Annotated in this window: 24 protein-coding genes and 1 pseudogene; 12 read left to right on the top strand and 13 right to left on the bottom strand. The window is 65.3% G+C overall.

The features are described from left to right. The 5 genes from VKI00_RS11770 to VKI00_RS11750 all read right to left on the bottom strand — a co-directional run. A partial coding sequence (locus VKI00_RS11770; protein WP_324437632.1) for an LLM class flavin-dependent oxidoreductase occupies positions 1-869 on the bottom strand: 869 nt, incomplete at its 3' end. A 79-nt stretch (positions 870-948) separates the two neighbouring features. After that, positions 949-1,347 carry a hypothetical protein gene (locus VKI00_RS11765; protein ID WP_324437631.1) on the bottom strand — a complete coding sequence of 133 codons (399 nt, stop codon included), beginning with the start codon at positions 1,345-1,347 and terminating at the stop codon, positions 949-951. An 82-nt stretch (positions 1,348-1,429) separates the two neighbouring features. After that, entirely contained in the window at positions 1,430-2,122 is a 693-nt protein-coding gene (locus VKI00_RS11760) for an Rv0518 family GDSL lipase (RefSeq protein ID WP_324437637.1), read from the bottom strand. A gap of 227 nt (positions 2,123-2,349) precedes the next feature. Further along, on the bottom strand, positions 2,350-3,582 hold the full coding sequence (locus VKI00_RS11755; RefSeq protein WP_324437630.1) for an acyltransferase: 1,233 nt from the start codon (positions 3,580-3,582) through the stop codon (positions 2,350-2,352). A 226-nt stretch (positions 3,583-3,808) separates the two neighbouring features. Then, positions 3,809-4,696 (bottom strand): LysR family transcriptional regulator, encoded by an 888-nt coding sequence (locus tag VKI00_RS11750; protein ID WP_324437629.1) that lies wholly within the window; start codon positions 4,694-4,696, stop codon positions 3,809-3,811. Positions 4,697-4,820: 124 nt separating this feature from the next. Here VKI00_RS11750 and VKI00_RS11745 point away from each other — a divergent pair, with 124 nt between their 5' ends. Together VKI00_RS11745 and VKI00_RS11740 are read left to right on the top strand one after the other, a co-directional pair. Continuing rightward, a complete protein-coding gene (locus VKI00_RS11745; RefSeq protein WP_324437628.1) occupies positions 4,821-5,213 on the top strand; it encodes a tautomerase family protein in 393 nt (130 codons plus the stop codon). Between the two features lie 8 nt (positions 5,214-5,221). Further along, entirely contained in the window at positions 5,222-6,214 is a 993-nt protein-coding gene (locus VKI00_RS11740) for a nitronate monooxygenase (RefSeq protein ID WP_324437627.1), read from the top strand. On the opposite strand, the gene VKI00_RS11735 is transcribed toward VKI00_RS11740, so the two are convergent. The 3 genes from VKI00_RS11735 to VKI00_RS11725 are packed head-to-tail and all read right to left on the bottom strand — an operon-like array spanning position 6,200 to position 9,084. Further along, the gene (locus tag VKI00_RS11735) at positions 6,200-6,913 is read right to left on the bottom strand and encodes a hypothetical protein (RefSeq protein WP_324437626.1); all 714 of its coding nucleotides are present in this window, start codon (positions 6,911-6,913) and stop codon (positions 6,200-6,202) included. The two genes, VKI00_RS11740 and VKI00_RS11735, sit on opposite strands and share 15 nt — an antisense overlap. Positions 6,914-6,932: 19 nt before the next feature. Further along, the gene (locus VKI00_RS11730) at positions 6,933-8,378 is read right to left on the bottom strand and encodes a class I adenylate-forming enzyme family protein (RefSeq protein ID WP_324437625.1); all 1,446 of its coding nucleotides are present in this window, start codon (positions 8,376-8,378) and stop codon (positions 6,933-6,935) included. Positions 8,379-8,385: 7 nt separating this feature from the next. Beyond that, positions 8,386-9,084 (bottom strand): hypothetical protein, encoded by a 699-nt coding sequence (locus VKI00_RS11725; protein WP_324437624.1) that lies wholly within the window; start codon positions 9,082-9,084, stop codon positions 8,386-8,388. Between the two features lie 182 nt (positions 9,085-9,266). Here VKI00_RS11725 and VKI00_RS11720 point away from each other — a divergent pair, with 182 nt between their 5' ends. From VKI00_RS11720 to VKI00_RS11695, 6 genes are all read left to right on the top strand, one after another. Then, positions 9,267-9,749 (top strand): carboxymuconolactone decarboxylase family protein, encoded by a 483-nt coding sequence (locus VKI00_RS11720; protein ID WP_324437623.1) that lies wholly within the window; start codon positions 9,267-9,269, stop codon positions 9,747-9,749. Positions 9,750-9,777: 28 nt separating this feature from the next. Continuing rightward, positions 9,778-10,407 (top strand): nitroreductase family protein, encoded by a 630-nt coding sequence (locus VKI00_RS11715; RefSeq protein WP_324437622.1) that lies wholly within the window; start codon positions 9,778-9,780, stop codon positions 10,405-10,407. Next, positions 10,407-10,901: an SRPBCC family protein gene (locus VKI00_RS11710; protein WP_324437621.1), complete on the top strand. Its 495-nt coding sequence runs from the start codon at positions 10,407-10,409 to the stop codon at positions 10,899-10,901. The genes VKI00_RS11715 and VKI00_RS11710 overlap by 1 nt, the downstream gene beginning before the upstream one ends. A 234-nt stretch (positions 10,902-11,135) precedes the next feature. After that, positions 11,136-11,513: an STAS domain-containing protein gene (locus tag VKI00_RS11705; protein WP_324437620.1), complete on the top strand. Its 378-nt coding sequence runs from the start codon at positions 11,136-11,138 to the stop codon at positions 11,511-11,513. Between the two features lie 52 nt (positions 11,514-11,565). After that, positions 11,566-12,066: a hypothetical protein gene (locus VKI00_RS11700; RefSeq protein ID WP_324437619.1), complete on the top strand. Its 501-nt coding sequence runs from the start codon at positions 11,566-11,568 to the stop codon at positions 12,064-12,066. Between the two features lie 30 nt (positions 12,067-12,096). Next, positions 12,097-12,783, top strand: a complete 687-nt coding sequence (locus tag VKI00_RS11695) for an alpha/beta hydrolase family protein (RefSeq protein WP_324437618.1) — start codon at positions 12,097-12,099, stop codon at positions 12,781-12,783. Here the strand turns inward: VKI00_RS11695 and VKI00_RS11690 are convergent. Beyond that, positions 12,780-13,163, bottom strand: coding sequence for a hypothetical protein (locus VKI00_RS11690; protein ID WP_324437617.1), 384 nt, complete (start codon positions 13,161-13,163; stop codon positions 12,780-12,782). The genes VKI00_RS11695 and VKI00_RS11690 overlap by 4 nt on opposite strands. A 17-nt stretch (positions 13,164-13,180) precedes the next feature. Further along, on the bottom strand, positions 13,181-13,537 hold the full coding sequence (locus VKI00_RS11685; protein ID WP_324437616.1) for a hypothetical protein: 357 nt from the start codon (positions 13,535-13,537) through the stop codon (positions 13,181-13,183). 263 nt (positions 13,538-13,800) lie between these two features. On the opposite strand from VKI00_RS11685, the pseudogene VKI00_RS11680 reads away from it, so the two are divergent. Further along, positions 13,801-14,514, top strand: a pseudogene (locus VKI00_RS11680) (acyl-CoA dehydrogenase family protein); the annotation flags it as partial. Positions 14,515-14,533: 19 nt separating this feature from the next. On the opposite strand, the gene VKI00_RS11675 reads toward VKI00_RS11680, so the two are convergent. Further along, positions 14,534-15,109, bottom strand: a complete 576-nt coding sequence (locus VKI00_RS11675; protein ID WP_324437615.1) for an XRE family transcriptional regulator — start codon at positions 15,107-15,109, stop codon at positions 14,534-14,536. A 242-nt stretch (positions 15,110-15,351) separates the two neighbouring features. Between VKI00_RS11675 and VKI00_RS11670 the strand changes: the two genes are divergently transcribed. Beyond that, the gene (locus VKI00_RS11670; protein WP_324437614.1) at positions 15,352-16,134 is read left to right on the top strand and encodes an enoyl-CoA hydratase/isomerase family protein; all 783 of its coding nucleotides are present in this window, start codon (positions 15,352-15,354) and stop codon (positions 16,132-16,134) included. Between the two features lie 6 nt (positions 16,135-16,140). On the opposite strand, the gene VKI00_RS11665 is transcribed toward VKI00_RS11670, so the two are convergent. Continuing rightward, positions 16,141-17,208, bottom strand: coding sequence for an amidohydrolase family protein (locus VKI00_RS11665; protein WP_324437613.1), 1,068 nt, complete (start codon positions 17,206-17,208; stop codon positions 16,141-16,143). Positions 17,209-17,255: 47 nt separating this feature from the next. Here VKI00_RS11665 and VKI00_RS11660 point away from each other — a divergent pair, with 47 nt between their 5' ends. Together VKI00_RS11660 and VKI00_RS11655 are read left to right on the top strand one after the other, a co-directional pair. Continuing rightward, positions 17,256-18,170 (top strand): alpha/beta hydrolase, encoded by a 915-nt coding sequence (locus tag VKI00_RS11660; protein WP_324437612.1) that lies wholly within the window; start codon positions 17,256-17,258, stop codon positions 18,168-18,170. Positions 18,171-18,238: 68 nt separating this feature from the next. Further along, the gene (locus VKI00_RS11655) at positions 18,239-19,498 is read left to right on the top strand and encodes an MFS transporter (RefSeq protein WP_324437636.1); all 1,260 of its coding nucleotides are present in this window, start codon (positions 18,239-18,241) and stop codon (positions 19,496-19,498) included. Positions 19,499-19,529: 31 nt separating this feature from the next. Here VKI00_RS11655 and VKI00_RS11650 read toward each other — a convergent pair whose 3' ends face one another. After that, positions 19,530-20,810 (bottom strand): competence/damage-inducible protein A, encoded by a 1,281-nt coding sequence (locus VKI00_RS11650; RefSeq protein ID WP_324437635.1) that lies wholly within the window; start codon positions 20,808-20,810, stop codon positions 19,530-19,532. Positions 20,811-20,857: the final 47 nt, after the last annotated feature.

Raw genomic sequence — 20,857 nt, 5'->3', positions numbered from 1 at the left:
GCGCCGTTGTCGTTGATGACGTCGATCATCTCGTCGATCTGCTCGCCCGGCATGGTCATCTGCGGGAACGCGGCCACCTTCTGGAAGTACCGGAACCATGACTCGAGGCCAAATTTCACGTCGTCTCGCGCCTGCTTCTCGGTTTCGGCGATGTGGAACGGCCCGACCAGGCTCCAATTCTTGCGATCGACCTGGGTGCCGAATACGGCCGCGCGCTCTTCCACGATGTCCCAGTGATACTGCAGCGCGTTGAAGCCCTCGATAGTCAGCGTCGCCCCGATGGACAGCAAGCCGATGCCATGCTTGCCGGCCAACCGCGCCCCCGTCGGCGAGGCGACGGCGGCGACCGCCAGCGGGACACCCCCGTCGGAGTACGGGGCGAGCTGCAAGCGGGCGTCATGCAGCTCGTGCGTGGGCGTCTTGGCGGAAACCGTCTCCCCCCGCAGCAGCCGGACGACGATGTCCAGATTGGTTTCCAGCAGCTCTCGGGTGTCGGTGGGCGTCAGCCCGATCATCGACGAGTCGCTGGGTAATGATCCCGGTCCCACGCCGCCGATCGCGCGGCCGTGGGTCAAGTGATCCAGCATCATCAGCCGGTCGGCGACCCACAGCGGGTTGTGGTACGCGAGCGAGATGACGCCGGTGCAGAGCTTGATCCGCTTGGTCCGCTCCGCGGCGGCACCGATGAAGATCTCCGGCGAGGCGATGAGCTCGCTGCCTGCCGAGTGATGCTCGCCAATCCACGCTTCGTCGAAGCCGAGCGCGTCAAGGTGTTGGACGAATTCGAGATCTCGCTGCAACGCCAGTGTCGGGTTGGTGCCCGCCCGGTGAAACGGTGCGATGAAGTACCCAAACCTGAGCTTGGCCATGTGCGGTCCCCTAGCAGTCGAGTTGCCCGAACCTTAAACCTGCCATGCAACCCGTGACTAGCTCAACGGCGATGCTCGATCACGGCCAGCCGCCGCAACCCACGCCCGGTACACAACCGTGGCCGCCGCCAGGTCCGCCGCCGCCGCTGGGGCCGCCAGGGATTTGACCCCAGCCGCCGCCCGGTCCGCCGCCGCCGGTGGGACCGCCGGGGATGCTGCCACTGCCGCCGTTAGGTCCACCGCCGCCGGTGATACCGCCCGGCCCGCCGTCGCCGGGGGCAGGCGGTGGCTCAGGTGCGGGTTCGACGGTCGATGAAGGAGTGGTTGTCGTCGTGGTCGTGGGGGTGGTTGTCGTCGTGGTCGTTGTCGTCGTGGCGTGCGTCGGCACGCCCTTGCCGCCGACTACGCAGCCAACCGGAAACATGAGCATCGCGGCAGCGCCGAACAATGCCAGCGTCGTCCGAACTTCAGACTTCATGCGCAATCCCCAGTCTCGTCAAGTGCACCCGCTGGTACCCCAGACCCGGTAGTTGCGAAACGCGTTGACTGCGCGCCGGAATTCAGGCCCACCGGGACAACTGAGCACGTATCAGCGGGGCGATTTTTTCTGCCATGTACGCATGTCCGGCGTCATTGGGATGCACCCCGTCAGGGCCGATCAGGTCGGGCCTACCAACGAACCAGCCCTCGCCGATCGGGTCGATGAACGTTGCCCCCGCCCAGTCGGCCTGGCTTCTGAGGGTGTCGCGGACGTACAAGACGTCGAACGGCGGATCGGCGGTCGGCCACGGCGGCCCAATGACGAGCAGTTTCGCCGAGGGCGCGATGCGCCGCGTCAGATCGAAAGTGTCGTGTGCCATGCCCGCCATCTGCATAGCATTCACGCCCTGGTCATTGCGGGAGCCGAAGAAGACCACGAGCGCATCGTCGGGGTGGACCGCTCGGCCAGTCAGATCCTCAAAAACGCTGCCGTGGTCACCGCGGACGACGTAACCGGCTCTGCCCTCGGACGCCACGTCGGGCGAGATCTGAACGCCCTGGTGAGCGAGCGCCAGCCAGGTGCGGGTGGTCCATGCATTCGAGCCCTGCCCGCCTTCATCCGTGCCGGCGGTGTAGGAGTCCCCGATCACCGCGACGTGGTCAATCGGGGTGCCCCGGGCCGCGGGCTGATACGGCCGTGCCAGCGCCGGTCGGTGGCTGACCACTCCGACGACAAGCGCCAGGGAGATCACCACCGGCGCTAGCCGAACCACTGCTACCTGCACTGTTCACCCCTCGACCGCGTGCCGCATTCGTATGAGCAAAACAAGCCATTGCGCCGCCGACGCGCGGGTGTCCAGTTGGACGCCGAGTGGGAGCCGGTCAGCGCAGGTCAAGGCCCCCACTTCGTCGACGGGCACGGGACACCCAGGGGCCCGTGCCACAGGGATCGTACTTGATCAGTCTGGGGCGCAGCAGCGTTCGCGTCCGGAGCCCATCGCTACCCGGCGCGCGCCTCCAGCGCCCGGTCGACCGATTGCAGCTTGCCGGTCGCGGGTTGAGCCGCCGAATCGGTCTGGGCGTGGGCGTTCGGGCCGCTGAAGTCGACCATCCTGCGCATCCAACGGCGGGCGGGCTCTTCGACGAAGTGATACATCAGGACCGAGATAACCACGGCGATCGCCACCAGGCCGAAGACGTTCCATTTCCACGGGGAATCGGAATGCCACGGTGTGAGCTCGAATTGCTCGACCGCCCATCCCCAGGCCGTATGCACCAGCTCGTGAACCATGTACAGGCAGAACGAGATCTGACCGCCATAAACCATCAACCGCGTCGACAGTAGCCTCGGCAGGCTGCCCAGGCCGACCGCCAGGGTTATCACCAGCGGAACGAACAGCATGTCGACCACTCCGCCGCTGTCGTTCTCCACGACCCCGGATATCGGATGCGCCCTGAACCAGTAGAGGACGCCCACCATGGCGACCAACAGAAGCAGGGAGGTGTAGCCCGCGATGCGGCGACCACGATCGGTCAGCCGCAACCTGCGCACGGCGGCGCAGGCGAGGGCGCCGGCGGTGAATTGCGTCACGATTCGTGGCAGCCAGCTCCACGGTGTGTAGAAGTGGCCGCTGGCCAGCAACATCACCACCGGCGGCAGCGACGCCGCGAACGCTAGCAACATCAGGCTGCGCGCCCTCGTCGCCTGCGTCATCCGCAAAATCACCAGCACGATCAGTCCGAACAGCAGGTAGGCCAGCCATTCGGCGCTGATCGACCAGGCCGGCCCATCCCAGCTCGAGTTATCGAAGAACGGCACAAACCACAACTGCACGAGCAGGATCTGCCGCACGTAGCTGATCGCGGTGAGCTGCCCGGCGTCGGGCGACGGCACGTGACCGACGTGCAGGGTGAAGATCACCCACAGGACGGCGAGGTGCAACGTGACCAGGTAGACCGGCCACACTCTGGCCAGCCGCAGCCACAGGAAGTGGAGGGTGGCGCGCGCCGACCACGACCGGCCCATGCGATCGAGGTAGTTCCAGGTCAGCACGAATCCACTGAGGATGAAAAAGAGGTCGACGCCTTGCGCGCCGCAGTTGAGCACCGGCGCGAGGGCGTCGCGGAAGCTGGGCGACGCATCGCTCAACATCGGCCGGAAGTGAAACAGCACTACCCACACGGCGGCGATGATGCGAAGTCCCGTGAGGGCCTTTATCTCTCCGCTGCGCACAACACTCTTTCCGTCAGGCCACTGGTCGTCATCGCCACTGCCGCTTCATCTGTGCTGCTGCGCCACCTGTCCGGGCGGTTAACTCCACGCGACCCGACAAAACCACGGCGATGGGAGGGTATCAGTGCGATCACCCGAATGGCGAGTTGTCAACCCGGTGTGGCTCCTGAGAAAGCGGTGTTTGGACGGCCAGCGGGCGCTGCGCATTTCGCTGCGAGGCGAGGCGTCATTTCGTAATCGATGCGTCCGGGTGTCGTGCGGCCTGCACGGCCGCCTCGACGAACCGGCGCAGCGCGGCGCTATGCGCGCGGGGCAGAAACGCCAGCACGACCGGGCTTGGTGGGGCGCCGCGCAGCGCAATGAATCGCACGCCCGGATGAATGTTGCGTCTGACGGCTAGATCCGGGATCACACCGATGCCCCGGTCGGCGGCGACCGATTCGATCCACTCGTCGAAATTGCCTGTCTCCACAATGGTTTTCGGCCCGGCTCCAGCCAGCCACGACCACGGTCCGGTGGTGCCGCTGGCGACATTGACGACCAGTGGCCACTGTGGGACATCGGCCCAGTCCAATTCCGATTCGTTCGCCAAGCGGGAATTAACCGAACACACCGCCACCCGCGACTCGTTGAACAGGTGCACCACGCGCACGCCGGCCGGGGTGTCGTGTCCACGCACTACCGCGACGTCGATCTTTCCCTGTCGCACGGCGTCCAGCGCATCGTCGGTGCGGACCAGCGTGACCGTGATGCCAGTGGCCTGCTCGAAGCGAACGACAGTCTGCTGGGCCCATGGGTCGGGCAGTAGCCAGCTGAACCCCAAGCGGATGCTGGCCTGTTGCCGAACAGCGTCGATGCCGCGTTCCAGCTCGGCGAGGATCCGTTCCGCGTAGTCGACGAAGGCCCGCCCGGCGGCGGTCACTTCAACGTGCCGCGAACTGCGATCGAGCAGTGTCACTCCCAGCGCGTCTTCCAATTGCTGAATCGTGCGCGTCAACGCTGGCTGCGTGATCACCAGTTCGCCGGCGGCGTGGGTGAACGACTTGAGCCGAGCCACCGCTTCGAACGCGCGGAGGTGTCGCAGTTCCACTCGGCTGCTACCCAGCGCGCTCATGCCTGACAAGCATAGATGCTCTACAGCGGGCATTTCACAGCGCCTGTTGCCGCGTCTAACGTCGGTGGCATGAGGGGCGCACCCCGCGTCCCGAAGCATCGGGAGACCAGAGTCAGGAGAAAAGATGCCACTGTTGTATGTCGACATCATCGAAGGCCGCACGCCGGCCGAGATTCAGGAACTGCTGGACGCAATCCACGAGGCCGTGGTCGAAGCCTTTCAGGTCCCGCAACGCGACCGCTACCAGGTGGTGAACACCCATCCCGCTCACGAGATCGTCACCTGGGACACCGGTCTCGGCATCGACCGGTCAGCTCAGCAGGTCGTCTTGCACGTCGTGAGCAGGCGACGACCGCGCGAATTCAAAGAACGGTTTTACCAGCTGCTGGCATCACATCTCGCCGAGCGGTGCGGGCTCGACCCGGCGGATCTGATCGTCTCGATCACCGAAAACGACGACGAGGACTGGTCATTCGGCTATGGACGGGCGCAGTTCCTCACCGGAGAGCTCAAGTGAGTGCCGCCATGCCATTGACTACTCGTCTTACCGAGTTCTTCGGGATCGAACACCCGATTCTGGCCGCACCGATGGCGATGATTTCGGGCGGCCGGCTCGCTGCCGCGGTGACGGGAGCGGGCGGCCTGGGTCTCATTGGTGGCGGCTACGGCGACTCGGACTGGCTAGAGCGCGAATTCGACCTGACCGAGGGGACGCGGGTTGGGTGCGGTTTCATCACCTGGAGCCTGGCCCGCAAGCCCGAGCTGCTGGATCAGACGCTGGAGCGGCAACCGGCCACGATCATGCTGTCGTTCGGCGATCTGCAGCCGTTCGCCGACCGTATCCACGCCGCCGGCGTCCCACTCATTGCCCAGGTGCAGACGCTCGACCAGGCGCGTCAGGCTCTGGATGCCGGCGCGGAAATCCTGGTGGCCCAGGGTGGCGAGGCCGGTGGGCATGGCATGACTGTGCGCTCGACGTTCACGCTGGTGCCCGACGTCGTCGACCTCGCGGCGCAACGTTCACCCGAAACGCTGGTACTGGCTGCCGGCGGTGTCGCCGACGGGCGTGGGCTCGCGGCGGCGCTCACGCTTGGCGCCGATGGCGCGCTCGCCGGCACCAGATTTTGGGCCTCGTCTGAGGCGCTGGTGTCGCCGCGGGCGCAGGAGCGAGCCCTTCGGGCCGGTGGCGACAACACCTACCGCACGCGGGTCTATGACGTTGTGCGGCAGCTGGATTGGCCGCCCCAGTACAACGAGCGAACGTTGAGCAACCCCTTCTGCGACGGCTGGCATGGCAACGAGGCGCAACTTTCGGCGTCGTTGCCCGAAGCGATCGAGACCTTCGAAAAGGGTGTCGCTGCAGAGGACTTCGACATCGCCGCCATGTTCGTCGGTGAGGCGATCGGACGCATCAATGAAGTTCGCCCGGCGGCTGACATCGTCGTCGAGATGGCGGCTGACGCCTATCGAATCCTGAACGGAGAAAACAGGTTTAGTCCTCGATCAGTACAGGGGTGACCACGCAGAGGTCCGAAGTAAGCGGCTCTCCCACTGGTCGCGATACTTCAGGGCCTCGAACATGTATGTGCCCGGTCCGCGGTGCTCGGGTGGGATGTCGGTCGTCAGCAGATGCTTGAGGGTGGCGTAGTCGTTGGTCGCGTCAATCTTCTGCCACAGCATCGCCTCTCGGCGTTTGTAGCTCCCGTGCGCCACCTGGAAGCAGGCTTGGATTTCGAGCACCCGTCTACCGGGTGGGGCCTTGGAAAGCACCCGGTAGTAGATCTCGTCCCACGAGCGGATGTAGTCGTCCAGCGCGGCGTACGGCCATCCGGTGTCTTCCATGAACAAACTCGGTGGATGCGTTGCACCGTCGGTGGGCACGGTCATCAGGTCCACCTCTTGTAGCGGCGACCATTCGACCGGCAGCAGGATCTTGCCGGTGACTTCGTGGCGTAGGTTGTCCAATTCGCGCATCCACGGCGCCAGATCGCCTCGTTGCGCCCGGCGGGCGAGGCTCTCCCACGCCGCGCCGTCGGCGATCCCGGTGACGGTGACGACGTTGTACGCCACTCCCGAGCCGTGCGCATGGTTGGTGTACCAGAGCAATCGAGCGTTCTGTTCCTGCGCCAAGGTGGGCATCCAGCCTTCGCGGTAGGCGGCCTCGAAGTCGTCCTCGCGGGCGCCGACGACTCGGTGGGTTTCGTGAAGGAACAGCACGGCGAGTCCTTTCGGCCACTCAGGCGTTGTCGGCGATCAACACGGCGAGCTGCCGGCGGTTCACTTTGCCGGTCGCGTTGTACGGGATGCCGTCGACGATCATCAGTCGCTCAGGCAGCTTGAAATAGGCGATCCGGTGACGACAATGCGTTCGGAGCTCCTCGAGCGTCACGGGCTGGTCAGCCACCACGGCCGCGCCCACCCGCTGACCCATCTCCTCGTCGGTGACGCCGGCGACCGCGACGTCGCTCACCGCCGGATGGGTACGCAGTGCTTCCTCGACCTCGATCGGCCCGAACTTCTCGCCCCCGCGGTTGATCGTGTCGCTGAGCCGGCCACTGGGGTAGATGTACCCGTCGGCATCCCGCCGTGCGAGGTCACCGGTATGCAGCCAGCCTTCGGTGACGTTCTGAATGGTGTTGACCCACAACTCGCCGACAACTCCCGCGTCGACGTCCGTCCCCGTGTCGGGATCGACCACGCGGACTTCAACCTCGGGCAGCGGCTTCCCGACCGAGCCCACCCGGTTGGGGTCGCGGTGATCCTCTGGCAACAAGGTGGTGTAGGCGCCCAGCGTTTCGGTTTGGCCAAACACGTTGGCGAATGCGACGTGTGGCAGGGCGGCCATTGCCCGGCGCACCAATGCGACGGGCGCGGCCGCCGCTCCGTAGGCGATGGCGATCAGCGAGCTGAGGTCGGTGCCGGCGAAGTCGCGATGGTCGAGGATCCGCTGCAGCATCGTCGGCACCAGGAATGCGGTGTGTACCCGATGCTCCTGCACCAGCCGCAACCACTCGGCGGCGTCGAACCGCTCCTGCACGACCGAGGTGTTGCCCGAGTACAGGCTGCCGAGGATGCCCAGGGAGCCGCCGACGTGGAAGAACGGGACACACATCATCGTCACCGTGGGTGCTGTGTCCGCGCGGAACGATTGCGCCATTCCGCGGATTCGCGTGCTCAGGTGCCCGTCGGTGATTCCGACCGCCTTCGGGAGCCCGGTGGTACCGCTGGTGAACAAGACCAGCGCGTCGCGGTCGTCGGTCTCCTCCGCTGTCTTCGCCGCGGGAATCGGGCTGTCGCTCAACAGATCAGCGGTTGTCAACACCGTGCTCGCGCCTGCTGCACGGAGGCGATCGACGTAATCTTCTCCCGCGATCGCGACGTCGGCACATCCCGCATTCTGGATCAGGACCCGCAGCTCTGCTGGTGTGAGCGCGGGGTTCATCAGCGCGGCCGCCGCACCGATGCGCGCCGCGCCGAAAACCGATGCGATGGAGAGCAGGCTGCCGCCGTCGACGACGGCGACGCGGGTTCCGGCTGCCACGCCGTGGTTGGCCAGACCCGCGGCGCACCGTTCCACAGCCGCCGCGAGCTGGCCATAACCGGTGACGCGCTTGCCGATGATGAGCGCGACGCGGTCGGGATCACCGGTAGCGACGGCGTCGATGAGCATGCTGATGTTCATTCGCGGCTCAATACAGGGGTGACCACGCGGAGGTGCGAAGCAGCCGGCTGGTCCATTGGTCGCGCAGATCCAATGCGTCGTACATCCAGGTTCCCGGTGCGCGGTAGTCCGGTGGGATCTCGGTCCGAAGGAGGTTGAGCAGCGCTTCCGGCTGGCGGATGCGCTGCATCAGCACCACTTCTCGACGCAGGTGACTGCCCAACACCGGCTGGAACGCAGCCTGGATGGTCAACATCGACGCCGGCCGGTCGAGGCCTTTGGCGTACACCTCACCGCAGCGGTCGATGTATTCGACGAACTTATCCTCGTACGGCCACATGGTGTCCTCCATGTAGAGGGTCAGCTCGTGTTCGCTTCCATCGACGGGCACTTCGTCGAATGCGATGTCCTGAAGTGGCGACCACGGAAGCGCAACGAGGAGCTTGGCGTCGACGTCGTGGCGGAGCTCGTCGAGCTCGCGCATCCATTGCCGCAGAGCGCCTTTCTGAATCCGTGTGGCCAGGCGTTCCCATGCTGCTCCGTCGCGAACGGCGGTCACGGTGATGACGGTGTAGGCGGGTCCGCTGCCGTGGGCCTGGTTGGCGTACCAGAGCAACCGGGCTTCGTCACCGGCACCGAGCATGGCCATCCAGCCGTCTCGGAATGCGGCCTCGAACTCATCCTCGGCGCGTCCCCGCACCTTGTGCACCTCGTGCACGAACAGCATGCCGCGAGACCTCCTGTGCGAGCGCTGCGCCGCGCTTTCGCTCAGACGGACGGTAACTCCGGCGTCCCGTCCTGTCCACGGTCCGCGACCTGGACAGTCACGCCAGACATCTGGTTTGCTCGCAAGCATGGCCCGGCTTGATTGCCCGACTCCTCCTCGGCCGTTCCGGCCGCATCGTCGCCATGGCTAGGCTTGATGTGCCGGATGGCCCCGGTGGTGAGGCCGCGATGATTTGGACGCTGCGACCGCAACTCGGCGACATGGTCGAGCGGATGATTCGGGGCGCTTACCAGCAGAGCATTGTGCCCCCGGACGAGCGCGAGCTGGCCAGGATGCGGATTGCGCAGATCAATGACTGCGTCGCGTGCTCGGACTTCCGCGCCGATTCGGTGCTCGAGGCGGGCGTGGCACCGGAGCTGTATGAGAACGTCGCGGCCTACGCCACCTACCCGGGCTATACGGCGCGGCAACGACTGGCCATCGAGTACGCCGAGCGTTTCGCAACCGACCATGGGTCGATTGACGACAAGTTCGTCGGCCGGCTTCGCGGATTGTTCACCGACCCGGAAGTCCTCGATCTGACGTTGTGTTTGGCGGTGTTCCTCGGTCTGGGCCGTTCGTTGACCGTGCTCGGCGTCGATCAGTCGTGCGCGATCGACATCTGAGCACAGCGGGAAGGCGAGGTTGGACGGGATGGATAAGGCCACCGTCGATGAATTGCTGAGCACCACCCGGTCGGTGCGCAAACGTCTCGACCTGACCCGGCCGGTGGGTCGGGAGGTGCTCCTCGAGTGCATACAACTAGCGATGCAAGCGCCGACGGCAAGCAACACGCAGGATTGGCGATGGCTGGTGATCACCGACGCCGACAAACGCGCGGCGATCGCGGAGATCTACAGCAGCATCGGCGCTGAGTATCTTGCACTGGCCGCCAAGGACACGTCCGATCCGCAAACCCAGCGGGTGTACGCCAGCGCTTTCAGCCTCACCGACACACTCGGCCAAGTTCCCGTGCATGTCATCCCCTGCCTGGAGAACCGCATCGATAACTCCAACGTGTTGACCGCCGCGTCGGCTTGGGCGTCAATCATCCCGGCCGGCTGGAGTTTCTTGCTCGCACTTCGCTCTCGCGGTCTCGGATCAGTGTGGACGACAATGCATTTGGCCAAGGAGCGGGAGGTCGCGGAACTGCTGGGCATCCCGGACACGGTCACCCAGGCCGCGCTGTTCCCGGTGGCCTACACGATTGGGACGGATTTCCGGCCAGCCGTCCGGCCGCCGGCGGAGAGCATCACTTACTGGGACAGCTGGGGTGAAGGCTGATGCAGTCCTACACCGTGCGATTCCACATCGACGCACCCCCGAAAAAGGTGTGGCGGGTGCTGCACCCACCGGTGCCGCCGAACGCGCCCAAGCCGCGCGTGCTCGAGTGGCCGACCGGCAGCATGGAGATCCTCAACGAGGGCGACGAGGCCGGCGAGGGTCTGGTCCGCACGTGTGTCTTTCCCGTGCCTAGATATCTGCTGTCGGGCGGCAAGGGTCGTTCGTGGGAGACCGTCACCGAGGCGAAGATCAACCAGCTCTCGCGTTATGTGGCGATCGGCAAGCCGCTATGGTCGCGCGCCGACGGATACCACGAACTGGAAGAGCAAGCCGACGGCAGCACCGTGCTGACCTTCCACGAGACCTATCACGCCTTCAATCCCGTGCTGCGATTCCTCCTCGAGCGTCCGGTGCACGCGAAGATTTCTCGGGACAACCTCGAGATCTACGAGCACGCGCTGAGCTATGCGGGGCCGGTCAGACGACTGGCCTAAGGGCTACCGACCGGTAACTGAAAAATGTTTCTTAGCAAAGTATTAAAGGCTGGACCGAGTGACCTTAGAGTAGCCAATTAGCGTCTCAAACAGGTTGAGGTCATTCTTCGACCCGATATTGCAGCAACAGCTTTTGGAAACTGGGGGACGCTCATGACCGATTCGCTTGGTACGGCGGGTGCTTGCGTGGCACCGCGTCACGCCCCTCTTCCTTTTGACTGCAACGGTGCTGCGGTGCGAGCCCAATGCCGCAGCCTGGGAACCGTCGTAACGATCACCGGCATAGTCGACGCGACGAATGTCGACCAGGTCAGCGAGTACTCCAAGCGATTCATCCTGCCGGACAAGCCTTTTGTCCTAGACCTGTCGGGCCTGGATTGCTTTGCAGCACAAGCTGTTCGGCTTCTCTACCGTGTCGATGACGTGTGCGGTGCCGGCGAGCTGGACTGGGCCGTTGTTCCCAGCCAAGCGGTGAACACCGCGCTGCTGATCACCCATGAGGAATCGAGCTTCGCCATCTTTGAGTCGGTTCACGAGGCGCTGCACTACTTCGCCGACGCCAACACCGCGCGCCGCCGGATGCTTCTGCCGCTGCTCACCAAGACCGCCTAGCAGCGCAATCAGGCTCCGGCGCGGGCCGGGCAAACCCCGTATGCTGCTATTCGTGAGGTCGAAGTCAACCGCTGTCGCGGCCGCGACGCTTATTGCGCTGAGCTGGGGTGCGACCGCCGGCCTTGCCAATGCCGATCCACCCGCGCCGCCGCCCGGACCGGCCCCCGGGCCGCCGGGGCCGGGGCCCAAGACCGCCATCGATCACGACGGCACATTCGCGGTGGGAACCGATGTCGTGCCGGGCACCTACACCTCCGCCGGGCCAATCGGAAATGGCACCTGCTACTGGAAGCGGATCGGCACCGGCGATGACGGCAAACAGCTCGTCGACAACGCGCTGAGCAAAAAGCCGCAGGTGGTGCGGATCGACCCGACCGATAAGGCGTTCAAAACCGACGGCTGCCAGCCATGGCAGAAGGACGACGCGGCGGTCCCCGACCCGGGCAAGACGCCGGAGCAGGCCGGCCTTCCGTTGAATATCCTCGGCTCTCTGCTGGGAGGCGGAGCACCACCACCACCAGCACCGGCACCGCCAGCACCACCGAAGCCGTGATGGCTTAGCCGGTAGGGCAGCCTGGAGGGTATGGAGACCGTCGAGTACGCCGCCGGTCGATTGGCGGACATTTTCGGCAACCCGTCTCAGCAAACCGTTCTGTTGTGGCATGGCCAGCAGCCCGACGCGCGCGCCACCGTCCGGCCGCTCGCCGAGCTGCTTGCCGGCCATGGCCTAGGCGTTGTGGTTCCCGACTGGAACTCTTACGCCGACGACGGTGGGCGCGCCGACCTGCTGAGGTCTGTGCATTTCGCCCGCGACCGCGTCGACGACCCGGACGGCTTGGTACTCGTCGGTTGGTCGATGGGAGGCGTAGCGGCTGCCGGGCTGACGGTCCAGGCACCTGAGCTTGGAATCGATTTCGCGCACACCGTCTGTCTCGCCGGGGCGTTCATGGTCAGCGACCCGATCTTCGATCGGGTTCCGGCCACCCAGCTCGACCGCATTACGCGCCGCCGCCCTTTCAGGTTGCTGCACGGGCTAGCCGACAAGGTCATTCCGGTCGCGGCGACCTGGGACTTCGCCTCGGCCCTGCGGCGCAGCGAATGGCCGGTGGAAGTGGTCGAGTTACCCGCCGACCACGGATCGATCGCCGGCGCCCGCTACGACGCCGCCGCCGGACGCTACGCGGCCGCCGACGACCCCGAGACGCTGGCGGTCGCGGTCGAGGTGGCGGCCCACATCGCCGCGGCGCCCGGCGGCGCAACGATTCCCTAGCGGGCCAGCCAGTCCCGCAGCTTCGCGTAGATCAGCGGATGGTTCAGCAAGTCGAGGTGATTCAACCCGGTCAGCGTCAGTCCCTGCTCTTCCTCAAAGGGAATGCGCCGTGATCTACCGCGGCCCGATGCGCTATGCGGCCGCACCAGGTGGTCGCCGGCGACGATCCCGAGCAGCGGCGGCGTGACCGTTGCGGCCACGAAATGATAGGTGGCGTGCGGAAGAAACGGCGCCTCGTTGCAACGATCCCGCAGGAACTCATCCGGATCGGCGTCGTGCCAGTCTTCGTCAAGACATGCGCCGAAGCGCAGATCCTTGACTCCGTCGCTGCGCGCGTTCAAAAAGGTTGCAATGGCACGGGTTTCGGGGAACCGGGCCAACGCCCACGACGCGACGCTTACGCCCTTTTCCAGATCGGCCCCAGATGCGGCGAGCCCAGGCACACGACATGACTCACCGCCTCGGCCCATCGGTGCAGTTGCTCGGCGCCGTAATGGCAAGCGCTGCGCGCTACCAGCCCGCCCATCGAATGGCCGACCAGCACCAGCTCGGTAATAGGAACCGGCCAGTGAGTGTGCAATCGCTGCAGTAGTTCCGCGAGCGTCCGGCCGTTGACCGACACCCGCAGGCCGGTGTTGTAGCGCAGCTGAACCGGGCTGAATCCAAGGCCGTCGCGCAGCCGTTGGCCATAGCTGCGGCTGTCGTTTCCCTCCGTGTCCTCGGGTGGCGAGACCAAGACCCTTCGGTCAGACACCAGCCGTGCATAGACACCACGACCCGCGAGCTGGCCGATGGAAACGCGGCTGCAAGGCAGTCGGCCGTCGGCGCCACCACGTTGCCGCGGCGCCGGATGGCCATCGTCCCCGCGAGCGGGCGGTCGCGCTCGGCCAATTCATCCCCGAACAAGCCATTGACCGCGGCGATCACCGCGGGCCGAAGTGCTGCCCGATTCGAGAGCTTGGTCGCCATCGTTACCCCAGAGTTCAGCGGCCAGCACGCCGGCGCCCTGGGTCGCGAATCGCCAATGTCCATGTGGTGGTGGCATCGGTGGAACCCGAGTTGGGCACGCGGGGGCAGGCGACGTTCATCGTCCCGCCCGACACAAAGGGTCTATCGCAAGGCCAGAAATTCAAGAAGCACGGTATCCGGGCATCCCATACGGCTGAGGTCGTGCTCGACGATGTCCGCATCCCCGGCGAGCTGATCCTTGGCGGCCGAGAGCGATTCGAGCGCCGGATCGCCAAAATCAAAGAAGGACATCGCACCTCCAGCCAAGCGGCGATGATGACGTTCGAGCGCACCCGTCCCATCGTGGGTGCGATGGCGTTGGGCATCGCGCGCGCCGCCTACGAGTACGCGCTGGAATACTCCGGCCAGCGCGAACAGTTCGGCCGCAAAATCGCCGAATTTCAGGCCATCGCGTTCAAGCTGGCCGACATGAAAAGCCGCATCGACGCGTCGCGAATGCTGGTCTGGCGGGCCAGTTGGATGCAGCGAAACGACAAAGCGTTCACCTCAGCAGAGGGCTCGATGGCCAAGCTGTTTGCCAGTGAGACCGCGGTGTACGTCACCGATGAAGCGATCCAAATCCTCGGCGGCAACGGCTACACCCGCGACTATCCGGTCGAGCGGATGCACCGCGATGCCAAGATTTTCACCATCTTTGAAGGCACCAGCGAGATTCAGCGACTCGTCATCGCCAGAGCGCTGACGGGACTTCCTATTCGGTGACTGCGAGCCAGTCGGTGAGTTAGTGGGCTGTGGCGTTGGCTTCTTCGCCGGCGCCGTTCACCACGAGTGCCTCCTCCCAGCCGCTGACATGCTCGTCGACGTGCGGCTGCGAATACTCGGCTTCCCCAAGTCCCGCGACCGTGCGGATCGCCGCAATCAGCTGTTGTATCAGCGGCGTCTCCTTGTCGGTCGGAGTGCCCCCGGCTTCGAGCTCGTCGGGCAGATCGGGTGGAAGTCCCATCCCGTAGGCCGCCTCCTGTGCCGTCAACTTGGCGTGAATGCGTGCGTTGTAGAGCTGTTGGCCGAGGGTTGATCCGGGGGCGTCCGCGGCACGCTCCATCAGATCGTCGTAGCGTCGGCGGACATCGCTGAGCGCCATCATCACCGTGGGGCTCGGCCTGCTGTGGCTAGCCGCCTCCGTCAGCGCCGCGCGCAGTTTCCGCATGCCGGTCAGGACCACTTCGGCGCGCTTCTGAAACTTCTTGTCCTCAGGGAAAGGCAAAGAATCGATGGCAAACCGGTACATGTGCATCGCCGCTTCGGCGAGATTCACAATCGTTTGCGCTTCGCCTTCATGTGGATCGAATTCGGCCATGGTCCCTCAGTTCGTGGATGGTGTTCAGCTCGGGTCGACGGCCCTCGACCACTTCCGTCTCGACAGCTGCACGAAAGAGGGTATCGGCAAAGGCGTCGATCCGCATCAGGATACTGCGCGTGCGTTCAACTAGCAGTCCGGGCTATGCGAGTGCTAACTCCGGTACCACGCGATGGCCGGAGCACTGCCGAGGTGATTTACTATCATTGCAAAGATAGCGACTGCAAATCTCGAAGGACGCGGTGAGCATCGACTACGTGCGCGACGGCCGCATCGTGACGATCACGATCAACCGGCCCGAGACGCGTAATTCGCTAGACATGGCGCACTTCCGCGACCTGGCTCACGCCTGGGCCGCCTTTCGCGACGACACTGATGGCTGGGTTGCCGTTATCACCGGTGTTGGCCGCGACTTTTGCACCGGAGCCGATCTGAAGAAGTTCATTCCGGAGTTGACCGGCGACTTACCGCAGCCCGCCGGATGGAACAAGACCGACGCCATTCACGCTGTCCTGCACCAGTTTCCGATCTACAAGCCGATCGTCGCAGCCGTCAACGGTGTGTGTGTCGCGGGCGGATTCGAGATGCTGACCTCCACCGACATCCGCATCGCCGCGCCCGAGGCGCGATTCGCCGTGATGGAGCCGAAACGCGGATTGTTTGCGGGCGGCGGCAGCACCGTGCGACTGCCCCGCCAGATGCCCTACCCGCTTGCGATGGAATTGCTGTTGACCGCGGACATGGTGGACGCCCAGCGCGCGGTTGACATCGGTCTGATCAACCGTGTGGTGTCGGCGGACCAGTTGATGAACACCGCCTATGAGTACGCCGAGCGCATCGCGGCCAACGCGCCGCTTGCCGTGTCGGCGACGAAGCAGTCAGCTGTCGAGGGCCTGGCGCTTGATCTGCAATCTGCGTATGCCAACGAAACTCGGCACAGCGACCGCATTTTCGCGACCGAGGACGCTAGAGAAGGCCCGCGTGCCTTCGCGGAAAAACGACCTCCGAAATGGCAGGCGCGCTGATCGGCCTCAGTTGAGGCCGTAGAAGCGCTGCGCATTCAGCCCGCCGATTTTCGCGCGGGCTGCTTCGCTGATGTCCGGGCGCGTGCGCAGGTGCTTGGTGCTCTCGGGCCATTCGCCGTCCCAGTGCGGGTAGTCGCTGGCGAACATGATGAAGTCGTCGCCGAGCACATCGATGACGCCGGGCAGGATCGGCTCCTCCGGCTCGCAGGTCACGAAGATGTTGCCGGCACGCACGTACTCCTGCGGATCGCGTTGCCAGCCACGCTCGATCCAGTCGCCGCGCTTTTCGAAATGCTCGTGGAGGCGGTCGATGAAGAACGGCACCCAGCCCACACCCGCCTCGAGGAAGGCCACCCGCAATCCGGGATGCCGATCGAAAACACCGCCGGAGACCATCGCGGTCATCGCCGTCATCTGGTCGAACGGAAAGCTGATGCAGTGCACCTGGATGTAGTTGGTGAAGCGGTCGACGCCGATCTTCGGCAGATGGATGCCGGGCGCGCCATGAATGCCGAGCGGCATGTCGAGTTCTACCGCCGCGGCGTAAAACGGATCGAGGTCAGGGTGGTCGAGGTTGCGCGTTTTCAGCGCCGGCGGGACGAGGGTGGCCACCAGCCCGAGATCTTTGGCCTCCCGCATCACGTCGATCGCCGCGCGCCCATGCTCGATCGGGGTCACCGCGACGCCGCGCAACCTGCCGCCCGCCGGCGCGCAGAAATCCGCGATCCACTGGTTGTAGAGGCGGGCGAACCCGGCGGCGACCTCCGGATCCTCGATGCTGGGCGCGCAAAGGCCGAGGCTGGGATACAGCACCATGGTGTTGATCTGGTCGCGATCGGCGTCGCCGAGCACGCCTTCGACCGATCTGCAGTTGATGTCCGACGCGTTACTGATTCCGTGCTCGGGCGGGCAACCGGCGCCCGGGCCGGTGTCTTCCGGATACTTGCGACCCTCGATCACCAGCCTCGGCTTGCGGTCGGGACTGGCCTTGACGTGGTCCGGCCAGCGCTTCATGGCCTCCATCGCCAGCGACGGGTTCTCGGCGACGTGTCCGTCGGCGTCGATGATCTGCATGCGTCACTCCTACCGCTGCCTGGTGCGCTCTATGTAACACTGCGGTCATGGTTATCGCTATTGCTCGTCCCAAGCTGGAAGGCAACATCGCGGTCGGTGACGATCGTCAGCTGGGGTTCGCCGAGTTCGGGGACCCGCAGGGACGCGCCATCTTCTGGCTGCATGGCACCCCGGGCGCGCGGCGGCAGATCCCGACCGAAGCCCGGGTCTACGCCGAGGAGAACCACATCCGCCTGATCGGCGTTGACCGACCCGGCATCGGCGCATCCACGCCCTACCAATACGACACCGTCGCCGCATTCGCTGATGACCTGCGCACCATGGCGGACACCCTCGGCATCGACAAGATGGCCGTCATCGGCCTGTCCGGCGGCGGGCCCTACACCCTCGGCTGCGCGGCGGCCATACCCGATCGCGTCGTGGCGGTCGGAGTGCTCGGTGGCGTCGCCCCCACCGTCGGCGCGGACGCCGTCGGGGGCGGCGTGATGGCATTCGGTTCGCAGGTGGCACCGCTGCTGCAAGTGGCGGGATTTCCGATCCGGTGGGCGGCGGTCGGTCTGATCCGGCTGATCCGGCCGGTTGCCACCACCGCGCTTTATGCGTATGCCCGGGTGTCGCCTGAGGCCGATCGCCGTCTGCTGGTGCGACCGGAATTCCAGGCGATGTTCCTCGACGATCTGCTCAACGGCAGCCGCAAGCAGTTGGCGGCGCCGTTCGCCGACGTCATTGTCTTCGCCCGGGACTGGGGGTTCCGGCTCGAGCAGGTGAAGACCCCGGTCCGGTGGTGGCACGGCGATCGCGACCACATCGTCCCGTTCGCCCATGGGCAGCACGTGGTCGACCGGCTGCCCGACGCGGAGTTGTTTCGCCTGCCCGGTGAGAGTCATCTGGCCGGGCTGGGTCGCGCCGAGGAGATTCTGCACTCCATGGTCGAGCTTTGGGACAGCATCGAGAAGAGCTGATTTCCTTCCGAGCACCCACGCCGCAGCCGACGGTGTGATACATGGTGCGGGTGCCCAGAAAACTGCCGCTGACCAACGATCAGCGCAACTCGTTCATTGCCGCGCTGCTGGGTTGGACAATGGACGCCTTCGATTACTTCCTCGTTGTGTTGGTCTATGCCGATATCGCAAAGACTTTCCACCACAGCAGAACCCAGGTCGCGTTCCTGACCACCGCCACACTGTTGATGCGGCCGGTGGGCGCGTTGCTGTTCGGGGTGTGGGCCGACCGGGTGGGCCGACGGCTGCCCCTGATGGTGGACGTGGCGTTCTATTCGGTGGTCGGTTTCCTGTGTGCGTTCGCACCGAATTTCACTGTGCTGGTGATCCTGCGGCTGCTTTACGGCATCGGGATGGGCGGTGAGTGGGGTCTGGGCGCTGCGCTGGCGATGGAGAAGGTTCCGGCCGAGCGACGCGGCTTCTTCTCCGGCCTGCTGCAGGAGGGCTACGCGTTCGGCTATCTGCTCGCGACGTTGGCGTCGTTGTTGGTGATGGACCGGCTCGGGTTGTCGTGGCGCTGGCTGTTCGGGCTGAGCATCATCCCCGCGCTGGTCAGTCTGATCATCCGGTACCGGGTGAAGGAATCCGAGGTGTGGGAGGCCGAACAGGACCGAATGCGGGTGACTCAGACCAGAATCCGCGATGTGCTGCGCGACGCCGCCATCGTCCGTCGGTTCATCTATCTGGTGCTGCTGATGGCCGCGTTCAACTGGATGAGCCACGGCACCCAGGACGTGTATCCGACGTTTCTGTCAACCACGCACAATGGCGGCGCTGGGCTGTCCAGCACCACCGCCAAGTGGATCGTGGTGACCTACAACATCGGCGCCATTATCGGCGGGCTGACGTTCGGCACACTGTCCCAACGATTCGGCCGCAGGTACACGATCGTGTTCTGCGCGCTGCTGGGGCTACCGATCGTGCCGCTGTTCGCCTACTCGCACAGCGCGGCGATGCTGTGCCTCGGCTCGTTTCTGATGCAACTCGTCGTGCAGGGTGCGTGGGGTGTCATCCCGGCGCACCTGACGGAGATGTCGCCGGACGCGATCCGGGGCTTCTACCCCGGGGTCACCTATCAGCTGGGAAATGTGCTGGCGGCATTCAACTTGCCCATTCAAGAACGATTGGCCGCCACCCACGGCTATCCCTTCGCGTTGGCCGCGACGATTGTGCCGGTATTGCTCGCCGTCGCACTATTGACGGCGATCGGCAAGGACGCCACCGGAATCCGCTTCGGCACCAAGCAAAGCAGCGTCGTCGCGTTCACTGACGAAGACCGTCGCCGATAGGTCCTCCGCTGAAGCGCTTGGGCCGAATCGGTCATGGTAGCGGCGTCGCGTCGAGCGCCCGGTGCAGCAGGTGCATCGCGACCGTCGTCGACCGCTCCCGAATGTCGGCGCGGTTGCCCGGCAGTTGAAGTGTTCGAGTCGATGCGCCGCCGTCGGCCAACATCACGGTGATGCAGACCGTTCCCACCGGTTTGTCCTCGGTCCCGCCGCCGGGACCGGCGATTCCGGTGATGGCGACCGCGGTGTCGGCCGCAAAGCGCCGCAGCGCACCCGCGGCCATCGCCTGGGCGACCGGCTCGGACACGGCGCCGTTTGCCCGGATCAGCGCCGGATCCACGCCGAGCAATTCGGTTTTCGCGTCGTTGGCATAGGCCACCAGTCCGCCGGCGACGTAGGCCGACGAACCTGACCGCTCAGTGAGCCGTGCCGCCAGCAGCCCGCCCGTGCAGGACTCGGCCGTCGCGATCCGGCGATCGGTCAGCAGCCGCGCCACCAGATCATCTATCTGCGAACCATCTTCGGAAAAGATGTGCTGCCCATGCCGATCGCGCAGCAATTCGACCAGGTGGCTGTACGCCTCGGCGGCGTCGGGCTCGTAGCGGGTGACAATCTCGAGCTCCCCGCGCCGCAGGCAGGTGGTGATCTCCAGTTCGTCGAACCCCGCCAGGTGCTGCTCCGCGTCGCGCAGGGTCTCGGCCAGGCCGGACTCCGGCAGCCCGAACATCCGCACGGTGTCCTGGCGGTAGATCGTCCGGGCGGCGATGGCTTCCTGGACCGCGGGCAGCTGCACGGCGGTCCGCCACATGGGCTGCAGTTCGCGGGGTGGACCGGGTAGCACCACGACGGTCGGCTTACCGGGGACGACGACACCGGGTGCGGTTCCCACCGGGTCCATCACCAGCGCCCCGACCGGGACCATGGCCTGCTTGCGGTTGGCGGCGCGCACCGCCTCGAAATCCCCGTTTCCCAGGCGCGCCATCAACTTCTTCAAGATCGCCGCGATCTTGGCCTCGAGTTCGGTGTCCAGCACCAATTCGCGTCCACAGAACCGCGCCACGGTCGCGACGGTCATGTCGTCGGCGGTCGGCCCGAGACCGCCGCTGGTCACGATCAGGTCCACGCCCTCGCCGGCCAGAAAGCGCAGCTGGGCCTCAATGTCCGCCGCGCGGTCGCCGCAGATGGTGATGTGCGCGAGTTCGACGCCCAACTCGAGCAGCCGGTCGGCGATCCATGGACCATTGCGGTCGGCGACCCGGCCGGTCAATACCTCGGTCCCGGTGACGACAATGCTCGCGCGTGCGCTCACCGCTATGACACTAGGCGTGGAGGAGGAGGGATCGATGATCGAGTTAGAGTCGC

The organism is Mycobacterium sp. (assembly GCF_035314665.1).
Lineage (GTDB): Bacteria > Actinomycetota > Actinomycetes > Mycobacteriales > Mycobacteriaceae > Mycobacterium.
Note: the sequence above shows the minus strand (reverse complement) of the source record. Positions and strands in the feature narration are given on the sequence as shown.

Coding starts and splice junctions, on each gene's coding strand:
- VKI00_RS11740 (WP_324437627.1), top strand. CDS start 5,222: ATGCCATTGACTACTCGTCTTACCGAGTTCTTCGGGATCGAACACCCG.
- VKI00_RS11660 (WP_324437612.1), top strand. CDS start 17,256: ATGGTTATCGCTATTGCTCGTCCCAAGCTGGAAGGCAACATCGCGGTC.
- VKI00_RS11725 (WP_324437624.1), bottom strand. CDS start 9,084: ATGCTGTTCGTGCACGAGGTGCACAAGGTGCGGGGACGCGCCGAGGAT.
- VKI00_RS11750 (WP_324437629.1), bottom strand. CDS start 4,696: ATGAGCGCGCTGGGTAGCAGCCGAGTGGAACTGCGACACCTCCGCGCG.
- VKI00_RS11765 (WP_324437631.1), bottom strand. CDS start 1,347: ATGAAGTCTGAAGTTCGGACGACGCTGGCATTGTTCGGCGCTGCCGCG.
- VKI00_RS11730 (WP_324437625.1), bottom strand. CDS start 8,378: ATGAACATCAGCATGCTCATCGACGCCGTCGCTACCGGTGATCCCGAC.
- VKI00_RS11745 (WP_324437628.1), top strand. CDS start 4,821: ATGCCACTGTTGTATGTCGACATCATCGAAGGCCGCACGCCGGCCGAG.
- VKI00_RS11695 (WP_324437618.1), top strand. CDS start 12,097: ATGGAGACCGTCGAGTACGCCGCCGGTCGATTGGCGGACATTTTCGGC.
- VKI00_RS11665 (WP_324437613.1), bottom strand. CDS start 17,208: ATGCAGATCATCGACGCCGACGGACACGTCGCCGAGAACCCGTCGCTG.
- VKI00_RS11710 (WP_324437621.1), top strand. CDS start 10,407: ATGCAGTCCTACACCGTGCGATTCCACATCGACGCACCCCCGAAAAAG.
- VKI00_RS11675 (WP_324437615.1), bottom strand. CDS start 15,109: ATGGCCGAATTCGATCCACATGAAGGCGAAGCGCAAACGATTGTGAAT.
- VKI00_RS11720 (WP_324437623.1), top strand. CDS start 9,267: ATGGCTAGGCTTGATGTGCCGGATGGCCCCGGTGGTGAGGCCGCGATG.
- VKI00_RS11715 (WP_324437622.1), top strand. CDS start 9,778: ATGGATAAGGCCACCGTCGATGAATTGCTGAGCACCACCCGGTCGGTG.